The sequence below is a fragment of the Marivita sp. genome (assembly GCF_051859345.1).
In the GTDB taxonomy this organism is placed as follows: domain Bacteria; phylum Pseudomonadota; class Alphaproteobacteria; order Rhodobacterales; family Rhodobacteraceae; genus Marivita.
This window is the reverse complement of record NZ_JBHYFV010000009.1, coordinates 58,402-71,322: the sequence shown is the minus strand read 5'-3', so window position 1 is coordinate 71,322 and position 12,921 is coordinate 58,402. Positions and strand designations below refer to the sequence as shown.

13 protein-coding genes are annotated in these 12,921 nt (G+C 60.4%); 6 read left to right on the top strand and 7 right to left on the bottom strand.

Annotated elements, in window-relative coordinates:
- Nucleotides 1-48 precede the first annotated feature (48 nt).
- Nucleotides 49-1,188: a tRNA 2-thiouridine(34) synthase MnmA gene (gene mnmA / locus ACTIEN_RS08325; RefSeq protein WP_439522662.1), complete on the bottom strand. Its 1,140-nt coding sequence runs from the start codon at nt 1,186-1,188 to the stop codon at nt 49-51.
- Between the two features lie 144 nt (nt 1,189-1,332).
- On the opposite strand from mnmA, the gene sciP reads away from it, so the two are divergent.
- The 5 genes from sciP to ACTIEN_RS08300 all read left to right on the top strand — a co-directional run bounded on the left by sciP (nt 1,333) and on the right by ACTIEN_RS08300 (nt 7,044).
- Nucleotides 1,333-1,605: a CtrA inhibitor SciP gene (gene sciP / locus ACTIEN_RS08320; RefSeq protein ID WP_439522709.1), complete on the top strand. Its 273-nt coding sequence runs from the start codon at nt 1,333-1,335 to the stop codon at nt 1,603-1,605.
- 117 nt (nt 1,606-1,722) lie between these two features.
- Nucleotides 1,723-2,433 carry a response regulator transcription factor CtrA gene (gene ctrA, locus ACTIEN_RS08315; protein ID WP_439522661.1) on the top strand — a complete coding sequence of 237 codons (711 nt, stop codon included), beginning with the start codon at nt 1,723-1,725 and terminating at the stop codon, nt 2,431-2,433.
- A 179-nt stretch (nt 2,434-2,612) separates the two neighbouring features.
- On the top strand, nt 2,613-4,736 hold the full coding sequence (gene ligA / locus ACTIEN_RS08310) for an NAD-dependent DNA ligase LigA (RefSeq protein WP_439522660.1): 2,124 nt from the start codon (nt 2,613-2,615) through the stop codon (nt 4,734-4,736).
- The gene (gene recG, locus ACTIEN_RS08305; protein WP_439522659.1) at nt 4,733-6,823 is read left to right on the top strand and encodes an ATP-dependent DNA helicase RecG; all 2,091 of its coding nucleotides are present in this window, start codon (nt 4,733-4,735) and stop codon (nt 6,821-6,823) included. The genes ligA and recG overlap by 4 nt, the downstream gene beginning before the upstream one ends.
- Before the next feature lie 86 nt (nt 6,824-6,909).
- Nucleotides 6,910-7,044 carry a hypothetical protein gene (locus tag ACTIEN_RS08300; protein ID WP_439522658.1) on the top strand — a complete coding sequence of 45 codons (135 nt, stop codon included), beginning with the start codon at nt 6,910-6,912 and terminating at the stop codon, nt 7,042-7,044.
- Nucleotides 7,045-7,222: 178 nt separating this feature from the next.
- On the opposite strand, the gene ACTIEN_RS08295 is transcribed toward ACTIEN_RS08300, so the two are convergent.
- Complete coding sequence (locus tag ACTIEN_RS08295) at nt 7,223-7,675, bottom strand: iron-sulfur cluster assembly scaffold protein (protein WP_439522657.1); 453 nt, start codon at nt 7,673-7,675, stop codon at nt 7,223-7,225.
- 68 nt (nt 7,676-7,743) lie between these two features.
- On the opposite strand from ACTIEN_RS08295, the gene hisI reads away from it, so the two are divergent.
- Nucleotides 7,744-8,106: a phosphoribosyl-AMP cyclohydrolase gene (gene hisI / locus ACTIEN_RS08290; RefSeq protein ID WP_439522656.1), complete on the top strand. Its 363-nt coding sequence runs from the start codon at nt 7,744-7,746 to the stop codon at nt 8,104-8,106.
- 65 nt (nt 8,107-8,171) lie between these two features.
- Here the strand turns inward: hisI and gluQRS are convergent, their stop codons facing one another.
- Genes gluQRS through ACTIEN_RS08265 form a run of 5 tightly spaced genes read right to left on the bottom strand, consistent with a single transcriptional unit; the run spans nt 8,172 to nt 12,912 of the window.
- The gene (gene gluQRS / locus ACTIEN_RS08285; RefSeq protein ID WP_439522655.1) at nt 8,172-9,026 is read right to left on the bottom strand and encodes a tRNA glutamyl-Q(34) synthetase GluQRS; all 855 of its coding nucleotides are present in this window, start codon (nt 9,024-9,026) and stop codon (nt 8,172-8,174) included.
- A complete protein-coding gene (gene trmFO, locus ACTIEN_RS08280; RefSeq protein ID WP_439522654.1) occupies nt 9,026-10,390 on the bottom strand; it encodes a methylenetetrahydrofolate--tRNA-(uracil(54)-C(5))-methyltransferase (FADH(2)-oxidizing) TrmFO in 1,365 nt (454 codons plus the stop codon). Before trmFO ends, gluQRS begins: the two co-directional genes overlap by 1 nt.
- Nucleotides 10,391-10,426: 36 nt before the next feature.
- Nucleotides 10,427-11,044, bottom strand: coding sequence for a TetR/AcrR family transcriptional regulator (locus ACTIEN_RS08275; protein ID WP_439522653.1), 618 nt, complete (start codon nt 11,042-11,044; stop codon nt 10,427-10,429).
- Nucleotides 11,037-11,906, bottom strand: a complete 870-nt coding sequence (gene ppk2 / locus ACTIEN_RS08270) for a polyphosphate kinase 2 (protein WP_439522652.1) — start codon at nt 11,904-11,906, stop codon at nt 11,037-11,039. Before ppk2 ends, ACTIEN_RS08275 begins: the two co-directional genes overlap by 8 nt.
- Before the next feature lie 52 nt (nt 11,907-11,958).
- Nucleotides 11,959-12,912 carry an alpha/beta fold hydrolase gene (locus ACTIEN_RS08265; RefSeq protein WP_439522651.1) on the bottom strand — a complete coding sequence of 318 codons (954 nt, stop codon included), beginning with the start codon at nt 12,910-12,912 and terminating at the stop codon, nt 11,959-11,961.
- Between the last annotated feature and the right edge of the window lie 9 nt (nt 12,913-12,921).

Genomic DNA, 12,921 nt, shown 5'->3' with positions numbered 1-12,921 from the left:
TTGCCGTCAGGGTCAATCACCTGCCGCGCCGACGCAATCTCTTTTTGCTCAGCCGCGCCAGATCCAGCCGCCACCCAGGATGCGGCTCCCTGCGGTTTCGTAAAAGACACAGGCCTGACCGGGGGACACGCCTTCCTCCGGGGTCAGCAGTTCCACCTCGGCACTCGTGTCTGACAGCGGACGAAGGATCGCCGCGCGCGGCGGGCGGGTGGAGCGGACCTTGACCGACACATGCCATTCGCTCTGGCTGGTAAAGGGCGCGCCTCCCAGCCAGTTGATTTCGCGTACCGGAATGGTGCGGGTGGACAGCAATTCTTTCGGACCGACAATCACCTGTTTGGTATCGACATCCAGCTTGACGACATAAAGCGGTTCTTCCAGCCCCCCGATCCCAAGCCCGCGCCGCTGACCGATCGTATAGTGGATCACACCGTTATGCGTGCCCAATACCCGGCCATCGGCATGTACGATCTCGCCGGATTCCGCAGCGCCGGGGCGCAGTTTCTCGATCACCTGCGCGTAATTGCCGTTCGGCACAAAGCAGATGTCCTGGCTGTCGGGCTTGTCCGCCACTTGCAGACCATAGCGCGCCGCCAGTTCGCGGGTCGCGTCCTTGGACGGCAAATGGCCCAGCGGAAAGCGCAGGTAATCAAGCTGTTCCGGCGTGGTCGAGAACAGGAAATAGCTCTGATCGCGGTTCGCATCCTCGGCGCTGTGAAGTTCGGGGCCGTGTTCACCCATCTTGCGCTGGATGTAATGCCCGGTTGCCATGCAATCGGCCTCAAGATCCTTGGCCGTTTCAAGCAGATCCTTGAACTTCACCCGCTCGTTGCAGCGGATGCAGGGCACAGGTGTGGCGCCCGCCAGATAGCTGTCGGCGAATTCGTCGATCACGGCATCCTTGAAGATGTTTTCGTAATCCAGAACGTAATGCGGAAAGCCCATGTCCTCGGCCACGCGGCGCGCATCGTGGATGTCCAACCCGGCGCAACACGCACCTTTCTTGGCCAGCGCCGCGCCGTGATCATACAGCTGAAGCGTCACACCGACGACATCATAACCTTCCTCGGCCAGTTGTGCGGCCACAACCGAACTGTCCACGCCACCCGACATGGCCACAACCACGCGGGTTTCCGCAGGTGTCTTGGCGAATCCAAGCGAATTGAGGGTCGGCGCATCGAGGGCCATTGGCGGAGTCTCCGGTTCGTGGGGTGATCGCGCGAAATATAGGTAAATCCGACATACTCTCAACCCTTGGCTTCACGTCACATTAAGGCTGATCACGTCATGGTGCCTCTAAGCAGGAATTCAGGGCTTGGAAAGGGCCGGATGATGTATCTTAAAAAAGCCAATGGGCCGCGCACAGTGACCCTGTCGGATGGCACGATCCTCACGCATGCCGATCTGCCGCCGCCAAACACCTATCGATGGGTGGCGTCGCGCAAGGCCATTGTTGTCGATGCAGTGGTGCATTGCCTGATTTCACGGACCGAGGCGCTGCAACGCTATGAACTCAGCGAAGAGGAACTGGAGTCCTGGATCGCCGCCTCGTCCCGTCACGGGCGCGACGCGCTGAAAGCGACTGCTGTGCAACGATACAGGTGAATACCATTTATGTAAAACAATCTTAAGTTGTGTCTATGAAGATTTTCCTGCTAACCTAAGATTAACCTTTTCTGGTCAGTTTGACGGTGCCGGACGCTGACATTGCGGAGAAACTTGATGCGCGTACTCTTGGTCGAAGACGACCCGACGACTTCGAAAAGCATCGAATTGATGTTGGGCAATGCCAATCTGAACGTCTATTCCACCGATCTGGGGGAAGAAGGTGTCGATCTGGCCAAGCTGTATGACTACGATTTGATTCTGCTTGATATCAACCTGCCGGACATGAACGGCTTTGACGTTCTGCGCCAACTGCGCCTTGCGCGCATTGAAACCCCGATCCTCATTCTGTCCGGCAACGATGCCAGTGAAGACAAGATCAAGGGATTTGGGTTTGGCGCCGACGATTACCTGACCAAACCCTTTCACCGCGAAGAACTGATCGCCCGCATTCATGCGATCATCCGCCGGTCAAAAGGCCATTCGCAATCCATCATTCGGACCGGCAAGGTTGAAGTGAACCTTGATACCAAAACGGTGCAGGTGGATGGCAACACTGTCCATCTGACCGGCAAGGAATACCAGATGCTCGAATTGCTCAGCCTGCGAAAAGGTACGACACTCACGAAAGAGATGTTCCTGAACCATCTCTATGGCGGCATGGATGAACCGGAACTCAAGATCATCGATGTGTTTATCTGCAAGCTGCGCAAGAAACTGGCCGAAGCGACGGGGGATGGCAGCAATATCGAAACCGTCTGGGGCCGTGGGTACGTCTTGCGCGATCCCGAAGTGACGGACGAAGGACGCATTGCCATCGGGGCCTAGACGGCACCGACGCGGGAAACCTGCAACGATGCGTTCGCGCATCGTCTGCCCCAACCTTGGCGCAATGGCTTCACAGGCTGCGATCAGGCGATATTCTGGACCTGCACCGCGTTTCAAATCTGGACGCTGTGCCGCACGGGTCCTATCACTCTGTCCTGAACACCGGCCAAGGGGGGCGTATGGCAGAGCAGGAGATCGCGGTCGAAGACCTGTCAGAAGCGGACGCCCGCGTTGAACTTGATCGCCTTGCCACCATCCTGGCCGAGGCGAACACCGCCTATCACACCGAAGATGCGCCAGAAATAACCGACGCGGAATACGACCGCCTGAAGCGGCGCAATGCCGAGATCGAGGCGCGTTTTCCCGATCTCAAACGCGCCGACAGTCCAAGCGAACAGGTTGGCGCGCCAATTGCCGACGGCTTTGCCAAGGTGCGCCACGAAGTGCGCATGATGTCTCTTTCGAATGCGTTCGACGATGCCGACATCACCAGCTTTGACCAAAGCATCCGCCGCTACCTGGGTCTGGCCGAAACCGACCCGCTGGCCTACACGGCGGAACCCAAGATCGACGGGCTGTCACTTGCTCTGCGGTATGAGAATGGCAAACTGGTGCAGGCCGCCACGCGGGGTGATGGGGCCGTTGGTGAAAACGTCACCGCAAATGCGCGTACCATCGACGACATTCCCGAAATTCTGACCGGCGCGCCGGACATCCTTGAAATACGCGGTGAAGTCTACATGAGCCACGCCGATTTCGCGGCGCTCAACTCCCGTCAATCGGCAAAGGGTGCCAAGACCTTTGCCAACCCGCGCAACGCCGCCGCAGGATCCTTGCGCCAACTGGATTCGTCGATCACAAGGGATCGCCCGCTCCGGTTTTTTGCCTATTCCTGGGGCGCGCTCAGTAGCCCTTTGGCGGACACCCAAAGCGATGCGATTGCGCGGCTGCAAGAGCTGGGATTTCAGACCAACCCACTGACCAAACGGTGTGCCGGTCCGGACGAGATGATCGCGCAGTACCATCAGATCGAGGAACAGCGCGCGACCCTCGGCTTTGACATCGACGGTGTGGTCTACAAGGTCGATGATCTTGGCTACCAGTCGCGGCTTGGCTTCCGATCGACCACCCCCCGCTGGGCGATTGCGCATAAATTTCCCGCCGAACTGGCCTGGACCCGGCTTGAATCCATCGACATTCAGGTCGGCCGCACCGGCGCGCTTAGCCCGGTGGCGCGGCTGACGCCTGTCACGGTTGGCGGTGTTGTCGTGTCGAATGCCACGCTCCACAACGAAGATTACATCGCCGGGCGCGATTCCAACGGGGCGCCGATCCGGGGGGGCAAGGACATCCGCGTCGGCGACTGGGTGCAGGTCTACCGCGCGGGCGACGTGATCCCGAAAGTCGCGGATGTCGACCTTGAGAAACGGCCCGACGAGTCAGAACCCTTTGATTTCCCGAAACTCTGTCCCGAATGCGGCTCCGAAGCGATCCGCGAAGAAGGCGATGCCGTCCGCCGGTGCAGCGGCGGCCTGATCTGCCCGGCGCAGGCGGTGGAAAAGCTCAAGCATTTTGTCTCCCGCGCTGCCTTCGACATCGAAGGGCTGGGTGCAAAGCAGGTCGAACAGTTCTACACTGACGGCTGGATCACTGAACCCGCCGACATCTTCACGCTCCGCGACCGCTATGGCAGCGGCATGCAACAGCTCAAGAACCGCGAAGGCTGGGGCGAAAAATCGGCACAGAACCTTTTTGACGCCATCGACGAAAAGCGCGCCATCCCCTTGGGGCGGCTGATCTTTTCCCTTGGAATCCGGCATGTGGGTGAGGTTGTCGCAAATCTTCTCGCGCGGTCTTACGGCACTTGGGACGGCTTCGAACACGCCATCGACGCGTCCCAGGACCCGGACAGCGAGGCGTGGCAGGGACTGATCGGGATCGACGGCATCGGCAAGGTGGTTGCCAATTCGCTTGTGTCAAGCTTTGCGCAAGAGGCCGAACGCGCGTCGATCAACCGGCTGGTGGCGCATCTGACCGTGCAGGACGCCGAACGCCCCCAAACCGACGGCAGTCCCGTGGCGGGGAAGACGGTCGTCTTTACCGGAACGCTTGAACGCATGACGCGCGCCGAGGCCAAGGCGCGGGCGGAATCGCTGGGCGCCAAGGTGTCGGGGTCGGTGTCGGCCAGGACCGACCTGTTGGTGGCCGGTCCCGGTGCCGGATCAAAGGAAACCAAGGCGCGGGATCTGGGTGTGCAGATCATTGATGAAGACGGCTGGTTCAACCTGATCGAGGGCGCATGAGCGGCAGACCGGAAATCCTGTTTCCGCTCTTTGGCGATCTCAGCGGGCTTAAGGGCGTCGGCCCGAAGACAACCGACACGCTGGGCCACATGGGCATCGAATTGCCCCGTGATCTTTTGTATACCTTGCCGCATTCGGTGGTGGACCGGCGTGTCCGGGACTCTGTGCAAGGTGCGGACCTGCCCGGAACGCTGACGGTCGAAGTGGTCATCGGCCAACATCGCCCGCCGCGCAACAAGGGCGGGGCGTATCGTGTGACGGTCGAGGATGCCAAGACCGCGTTCCAGATCGTCTTCTTCCATGCACGCGGTGACTACGTTGCCAGGATCCTGCCGTTCGGCGCGCGGCGGATCGTGTCGGGCAAGGTCGAGTTCTTCGACGGAATGGCGCAGATGGTGCATCCCGACCATGTGCTTTTGCCGGATGAGGCAGATACGCTGCCAGATTTCGAACCGGTCTATCCGCTCACTGCCGGGATCACGCAAAAGACGATGGTCAAGGCGGCGACGGATGCGCTTGGCCGTGCGCCGGACCTTGCGGAATGGGCTGACGCGGCCCTTGTCGAGCGCGAAAACTGGCCAAACTGGCGTGCGGCGATGGAGATGGCGCATGCGCCGCAAGGGGTCGGAGCCTTGTCGCTGGACAGTCCGGCGCGGCGGCGGCTGGCTTATGACGAACTTTTGGCGCATCAACTGACACTGGCGCTGGCGCGGGCGCAGAAACGCGCGAAACCCGGAATAATCAGCGCAGGCAACGGGCATTTGCGGAGCAAGGTGCTGGCGGCGCTGCCCTACAAACCCACGGCCGCGCAGATGCGCTCGATAGATGAAATCACTGATGACATGGCCAGCGCGCACCGCATGAACCGCCTGCTGCAAGGTGATGTGGGGTCGGGAAAGACGCTTGTCGCCTTTATGGCGTTGCTCACGGCGGTCGAGGCCGGTGGACAGGGTGTCATGATGGCCCCGACCGAAATCCTTGCGCGCCAGCACCTTGAGGGGTTGCAGCCTTTGGCCGAAGACGCGGGTGTTGTCCTTGAACTGCTCACCGGACGGGACAAGGGGGCAGAGCGCAAGGCCAAGCTGGCGGCGCTTGAACGCGGCGACATCCAGATCCTGGTGGGCACCCATGCGGTGTTCCAGAAAGATGTGATCTTTGCCGACCTGCGGCTGGCGATCATTGACGAACAACACCGCTTCGGGGTCCGGCAGCGTTTGGAACTGGGCCGCAAGGGGCTGGCGGTGGATGTTCTGGTCATGACGGCCACGCCGATTCCGCGATCCCTGGCGCTGGCGCAATATGGCGACATGGATGTGTCTGTGCTGGATGAAAAGCCGCCCGGACGCACACCGGTCAAGACGGCGTTGCTGTCAAATGAACGGATGGACGAGGTGGTGGCACATCTGCGTCAAGCGGTGTCACAGGGACGGCAGGCCTATTGGGTCTGTCCCTTGGTGGATGAAAGCGAACTGTCCGATCTGACCGCAGCAGAAGAGCGGTTCAAACGCCTGCGCGCGGCATTGGGGGACGGGGTTGTTGGTCTGGTACATGGTCAGATGCCGCCGTCCGACAAAGACGCGGCGATGGCCCGGTTTGTGCGTGGGGAAACGGGCGTTCTGGTCGCGACCACGGTGATCGAAGTGGGCGTCAACGTTCCCAACGCGTCGATTATGGTGGTCGAACGCGCCGAAACGTTCGGTTTGGCGCAATTGCATCAGCTTCGCGGGCGCGTCGGGCGTGGGGCGGCGGCGTCGACCTGTTTGCTGCTGTATCAGCCGCCGCTGAACGAGACGGGATTGAAACGGCTGACCACTCTGCGCGAAACCGAAGACGGATTCCGCATTTCCGAGGTCGATCTGGAAATGCGCGGGGCAGGGGATGTTCTGGGCACCGCCCAATCAGGCTTGCCCCGGTTCCAGATCGCCGATCTTGAACGACAGGCCAGTTTGATGGCCGTGGCGCAGGACGATGCGCGCAAGCTATTGCAGGATGATCCGACCCTGAAATCTGCACGCGGGCAGGCCGCGCGCGCCCTTTTGTACCTGATGAAGCAGGATCAGGCGATACAGCTGATTTCGGTCGGTTAACCGCTTTTGTTCTCAAATGTTCTTAAAAAGTTCTTTACAGGCTGTTCTTAATGTGAGAACAAAGAGGCAACAAGGAGGACGTCACCATGATGCAGCGGATCAAGACCTCGTTTCACAGTGCCAGGGCCCAGACCAATTCGGCGCTTCTTCAGGATGCGCTTGGGGCCATGTCATTGATCGTGATGCTGGTGACCGCACTGCACCTGCCGGTGCTTGTCTGACTTTGTTTTCTGCCTGCGTGTTTTTGCCTGAAAGCTCGTTTGCATCCTGTCCCAACTGATGCACCTGTCCCATTGAAGGTTGCCTGCCTTCAGAGCTTTGACGGCCCCCAACGAACACGTCACTTTCCGCCGCCTTCAGATCCTGAAGTGCGGCGGTTTTTTTATCGGATGGTAAAATTCAGGCGGATTGCGTTTCAGCCAACTGCGCCACAGCCTCTGACGCCGCATCCAATGTCAGCATGATCGAGGCATGGCGGTTCTTGAAGGCAACGGCCGGGCGCAACACTTCAAGCCCGTCAAACGGGGCCTTGGGGGTGGGGCCGTCTTCCTTGAGCATGGCGCGCAATTCGTCGCGCGCCGCTGCAATCTGCTGCGACGTGCACCCGATGATCGCGCCACCCACCACGGATGCGGCGGCCTGACCAAGGGCGCAGGCTTTGACGTCCTGTCCAAATGCGCTGACTTTGCCGTCTTCAAGTGTGACATCGACCGTCACGGTCGACCCGCACAGCGGTGAGCGTTTCTTGACACTGGCCCCCGGCGCGTCAAGACGCGTGTGGTGCGGGATATCCGCCGCCAGTTCAAGAATGCGGCCGGAATAGAGTTTGATAAGATCGGTGTCGCCAGACATGGCTTTCCCTTTCGCGGTTCCCCTCATAGATAGGGGACCAAACGGCGGATGCAAAAAGGTTTTTCCCTATGAGCTTTGATCCTGCGACTTTGGTCTATAACGCTGCGGGGCTGATTCCGGCAATTGCACAGGATCGCACGAGCGGTGAGGTGCTGATGATGGCGTGGATGAACGCGGACGCTGTCGCCAAGACGCTTGAGACCGGGCACGTCACCTATTGGTCACGCTCGCGGCAGGCGTTCTGGGTCAAGGGTGAAAGCTCGGGTCATGTGCAGGAACTGGTGTCGCTGCGTGTGGATTGTGATCGTGATTGCCTGTTGGTGACAGTCAATCAGACAGGGCCGGCTTGTCACACCAACCGACGGTCCTGTTTCTACACCGAAATCCGCGATGGCAAGGAAATCGAGATCATGGCGCCGATGGAGGTGTAGGCAGGGGGCTTTGCCCCTGTCACCCTTCGGGCGACTGCCCCGAGATATTTTTGAACCAGAGAAGATCAGGGCGCGGGCAAGCCGACCATTTTCCGGACATCGTTCGGGCTGGCCCCTTCGGCGCGATAAAGCGCAATGGCACGGGCATCGTCGCGCTTGGCCAGGCGTTTGCCGTGTTCGTCGCGGATCAGGCGGTGATGGTGGTAGATCGGTGTCGCGAGGCCCAGCAGGGCCTGAAGGACAACGTGGATGGGGGTCGCGGTGGCAAGGTCTTCGCCGCGAACCACATGGCTGATCGCTTGCGCGGCATCGTCCACAACAACGCTCAGGTGATAGGCTGCGGATTTCGTGTCGCGGCGCGCCAGGACAATGTCGCCAACCTCGTGCAGAAGGTGCGCGCGCGTTAACCTCAATGCCGGGTGAATGCCGGTCTCAATGTACTGGGGCAGGTCGGCGAGGCGATCCAGTGCCTTGCCCATGTCAAGGCGCACGGCATCGGTATGGCGTCGTTCGTGCCATGGGCGGTGGCGACAGGTGCCGGGATAGATCATCCCGTCCGGCCCAAACATCGCCGCGCCTTCCTGCGGGGCAGAGGCCGCGCGGCGGATATCGCCTCGGGTGCAGGAGCAGGGATAAAGCAGCCCCATGTCACCCAGCTGCATGAGGGCTGCATCATAGGCATCGACGTTGTCGGATTGGCGCAGCACCGGGGTTTCCCATGTCAGGCCAAGCCATGTCAGATCGTCGGTGATCTGCGCTTCGAATGCAGGGGTACACCGCGCCGTATCGGTGTCTTCGATGCGCAGCAGAAACCGCCCGTCTGCGGCCTGCGCCATGTCATGCGCCAGCAGGGCCGAAAAGGCATGGCCAAGGTGCAACTGGCCCGTCGGGCTGGGCGCGAAGCGCGTGACGAACCCCACTATTCCGCTGCGGACTTGGCGGACTCCTGCGCCCCGAGCCAGTTGGACCAAGCGGTTTTCGCACGGTCGGTATAGGCCTTGTAGCGGTCCTTGCGGCCACGTCGTCCCCCCTTGAGTCCTTCGACTGGGCGGAAAAGGCCAAAATTGACGTTCATCGGCTGGAAGGTTTTCGCCTCGGCGCCACCGCTGATGTGATGAATGAGCGCGCCATGGGCGCTGTCCTGCGGCACGGTGGGGAGCGGTTGGCCGGAGATTTCGGCGGCGGCCATGCGACCGGCCAGAAGCCCCATCGCCGAGGATTCGACATAGCCTTCGACGCCGGTAACCTGTCCCGCAAAGCGAATGTTCGGCTTGGAGCGCAGGCGCATCTGGTCATCGAGCAGAGTTGGGGAATTCAGGAACGTGTTGCGATGAATGCCGCCAAGGCGCGCGAAGCTCGCGTTCTCAAGGCCGGGAATCATTTTGAAAACAGAGGCTTGCGCGCCGTACTTCATCTTTGTCTGAAACCCGACGATGTTGTAGAGCGTGCCCAGTGCGTTGTCGCGGCGCAGTTGCACCACGGCCCAGGGTTTGACATCGGGCTGGTGCGGGTTGGTCAGGCCAACGGGCTTCATCGGGCCGTGGCGCAGGGTTTCGCGGCCGCGTTCGGACATCACTTCGATCGGAAGACAACCGTCGAAATACCCGGCGGTTTCCCCCTCGTGAAACTCGGTCTTGTCGGCGGCGAGAAGCGCGTCGATGAAGGCGTCGTATTGGGCCTTGTCCATCGGGCAGTTGATGTAGGCGCGTTGTTCTTCTTCGGTCTCGCCCTTGTCATAGCGCGATTGCAGCCATGCCTTGGACATGTCGATGCTGTCGAAATAGACAATCGGGGCAATCGCGTCGAAAAAGGCAAGTCGGTCGGTGCCGGTCTCGGTCTGGATTGCCTGACCCAATGCGGCGCTGGTCAGGGGGCCGGTGGCAAAGATCCACTGGCCGTCATCGGGCAGATCGGTGATTTCCTCGTGGCTGACCCGCACAAGCGGATGGGCATGCAGGCGGGCGGTGATGGCGGCGCTGAAGGCGTCCCGGTCCACGGCCAGCGCGCCACCGGCGGGCAGGCGATGCTGGTGCGCGGTGTCGATGATCAACCCGCCTGCCTCGCGCATTTCCCAATGCAGCAGGCCCACGGCGTTCTGTTCATGGTCGTCCGAGCGGAAGGAATTGGAGCACACCATCTCGCCCAGATCGCCGGTCTTGTGGGCGAAGGTTTCGACCTTGGGGCGCATTTCGTGGATCACCACGGGAATACCCCGGTTTGCGGCCTGCCAAGCGGCCTCGGATCCGGCCATGCCGCCGCCGACGATATGCAGTTCTTGTGTCATGAGAGGCATGTAATTCGTCGCGCACCGTTTGTCACGTCACTGATCCGGCGCGATGAGGCCCAAACCGCGCAGATATATGCCGATACCCGATTCAAGAAGCTCTTCCGGCGGGAACGGCGACGTGGTGCCGGGGGAGTTGCGGGCGAACAGTTCGACAACACCGTGGCTCAGCGCCCAGATATGGGCCGAGAACATGGAGGCGGGAGGGCGCTTTTCCGGTGGGATATGCTGTGACAATTCCTCGGCGGCGCGTTCCAGCACAGCGCGTGCCCGAGCCGAAACGGCGGCAAGCTCGGGAGTGCGGTTCACCGAGATGCCACTTTCAAACATTGCGATATAATGACCGGGGTATTTTCGCGCAAAAGCTAAATATGCCCGCCCGGTTGCCTCGAACGCGGCCAGGGCCGAGGGTTGGCCGCTGTCATAGGCGAATTGCATCACGTCCGCGAAAATCGCGTAGCCTTGGCGCGCGGCTTCGGCGATCAGGTCTTCGCGGCCTTCGAAATGGCGATAGACGGCGGCGGGGGTGACGCCCGCCTGTTTGGCAGCCTCGGACAGGGTAAAGCCGGTTGGGCCCTTTTCGGTGATCAGCTCGAGCGCCGCGTCGATCAGGGCCTGCCGGAGATTGCCATGATGATAGCCGCGTTTACTCATCCCAGATGTCCGGCCCACCACAGACCTTAGGGTCGATCTTGCCAAGCGCCTTGGCGTCTTTGCGCGTGTAATCCAGTTGCGTCAGCACACTGCGAATGGCGTTGATGCGCGCGCGGCGCTTGTCGTCCGAACGCACGATGGTCCATGGGGCATGATCGGTATGCGTCTTTGCAAAGGTCTCCTGAATCGCGGCGCTGTAGGCGTCCCATCGCTTGAGGCCTTCAACGTCAATCCAGCTTAATTTCCATTGCTTTAGAGGGTCTTTCTCACGCGATAGAAAGCGGCGCAGCTGTTCGGCACGACCGACATTGAGCCAGATCTTGAAAAGCTTGATACCGTCATCCACCAACATGCGTTCAAAATCAGGAACTTGCCGGAAGAAGTGCATGCGTTGTTCGGGGGTGCAGAACTCGAACACATGTTCGACCACGGCGCGATTGTACCAACTGCGGTCAAAAAACGTGATCTCACCAGCCGCGGGCAGATGGTCGATATAGCGTTGGAAATACCATTGAGTCGCTTCCGTTTCGGTCGGTTTCGACAAGGCGACAACATGGGTGCCGCGTGGATTAAGATTCTCGCGGAAGCGTTTGATTGTACCGCCTTTACCGGCGGCATCACGGCCTTCGAACACAATTGCCACGCGGGTTCCGGTTTCGCGTGCCCAAGTCTTCATCTTGACCAGTTCGATCTGAAGCGCGTCAAGGTCTTTCTGGTAGGCCTTGCGCGGCATCCGTTCCGAATACGGATAATCCGGATTGATGATATCGTCCTTGTCCGCGCGCTTGATCGCGTTTCTGATGTCTTCTGGCGCATCGTTCTTGAAGAAGGCGCTGATCGCACCATCAAAGGGAAGGTCCATCTTCCGCCCTTTCTGTCGTCTGCTCTGATTTGAATATGGGATGTTAATGCGATTAACGCAAACCCGCTCGTGATGCAGCCCGATCTATGGCGGTGATGACCTCGGGTTCGGCGGCATGGTGAGGCATGTGGCCGACGCCTTCGAGGACGGTTAGGTTCGCGCCGTCGATCTGTTTGGAAAGCGGAATCGAATGGATGGACAGACCGACCGTGGTGTCTGCATCGCCGTGAACGATTTCGGTCGGGACGTCGATGATGCCATAGCGGGGATACAGAGCCGTGATCTCGTCCAGCAGGTTGGCGCGCTGCATCGCATTGGCGCGCAAAGAGACGCGGCGCAGGGTCAGGGGCGCTCCGACGTGATCCGCATAACCTTCGGGTTCACTTTGCGGTGCAAAGATGTCTTCGATGGCGCTTTCGATCACCGGGTTGGGGGCAAAGGCGGTCAGAGCGGGAACAACGACCGCGCTGCCCAGATCGCTTGACGTGACCTTGTAAAAGAGGCTCAGATCGCTGGTCCACGGGTTTGAGGCGGCGGCAAGAAGGATGAGCGCGGACATGCTGTCGGGCCGCTCGACCGCCCAGGCCAGCGCCACTGCGCCACCGTAAGAATGCCCCAGAACCATCGGTTTTTGCAGGCCAAGTTGGTTTGACGCATCCGCCAGAAGATTGGCTTGCTGGACAATGGTTGTGCCACTCGGATTGACCCGTTCGGTGTAGCCCAGACCGGGCCGGTCAAACGCAGTGACGCGATAGCGGTTGGCCAGCTTGTCGACCAGCGAGAAGGTGAAATCCCGCAGGTTGCCGCTGGCTCCGTGGATCAGGACGATGTCCGGGCCGGCGCCCTTGGTGACATAATGCACCTGCGTGCCATTGACGTTCAGGAATGTGCCCTGTGGGGGAAACCTCTCTTCGGCACTGGCTTCGCGATAGTTTGCCGTGCAGGCTGTGGTCAGCACCAACGCAGCTGCACAGCCAAGCAAGACGCCTAACCCCTTTATCGCCACGGCGACCTC

What these genes read in the sequence shown, in the direction of transcription:
- mnmA (WP_439522662.1), bottom strand. Translation starts at nt 1,188, where the DNA reads ATGGCCCTCGATGCGCCGACCCTCAATTCGCTTGGATTCGCCAAGACA.
- sciP (WP_439522709.1), top strand. Translation starts at nt 1,333, where the DNA reads ATGTATCTTAAAAAAGCCAATGGGCCGCGCACAGTGACCCTGTCGGAT.
- ctrA (WP_439522661.1), top strand. Translation starts at nt 1,723, where the DNA reads ATGCGCGTACTCTTGGTCGAAGACGACCCGACGACTTCGAAAAGCATC.
- ligA (WP_439522660.1), top strand. Translation starts at nt 2,613, where the DNA reads ATGGCAGAGCAGGAGATCGCGGTCGAAGACCTGTCAGAAGCGGACGCC.
- recG (WP_439522659.1), top strand. Translation starts at nt 4,733, where the DNA reads ATGAGCGGCAGACCGGAAATCCTGTTTCCGCTCTTTGGCGATCTCAGC.
- ACTIEN_RS08300 (WP_439522658.1), top strand. Translation starts at nt 6,910, where the DNA reads ATGATGCAGCGGATCAAGACCTCGTTTCACAGTGCCAGGGCCCAGACC.
- ACTIEN_RS08295 (WP_439522657.1), bottom strand. Translation starts at nt 7,675, where the DNA reads ATGTCTGGCGACACCGATCTTATCAAACTCTATTCCGGCCGCATTCTT.
- hisI (WP_439522656.1), top strand. Translation starts at nt 7,744, where the DNA reads ATGAGCTTTGATCCTGCGACTTTGGTCTATAACGCTGCGGGGCTGATT.
- trmFO (WP_439522654.1), bottom strand. Translation starts at nt 10,390, where the DNA reads ATGACACAAGAACTGCATATCGTCGGCGGCGGCATGGCCGGATCCGAG.
- ACTIEN_RS08275 (WP_439522653.1), bottom strand. Translation starts at nt 11,044, where the DNA reads ATGAGTAAACGCGGCTATCATCATGGCAATCTCCGGCAGGCCCTGATC.
- ppk2 (WP_439522652.1), bottom strand. Translation starts at nt 11,906, where the DNA reads ATGGACCTTCCCTTTGATGGTGCGATCAGCGCCTTCTTCAAGAACGAT.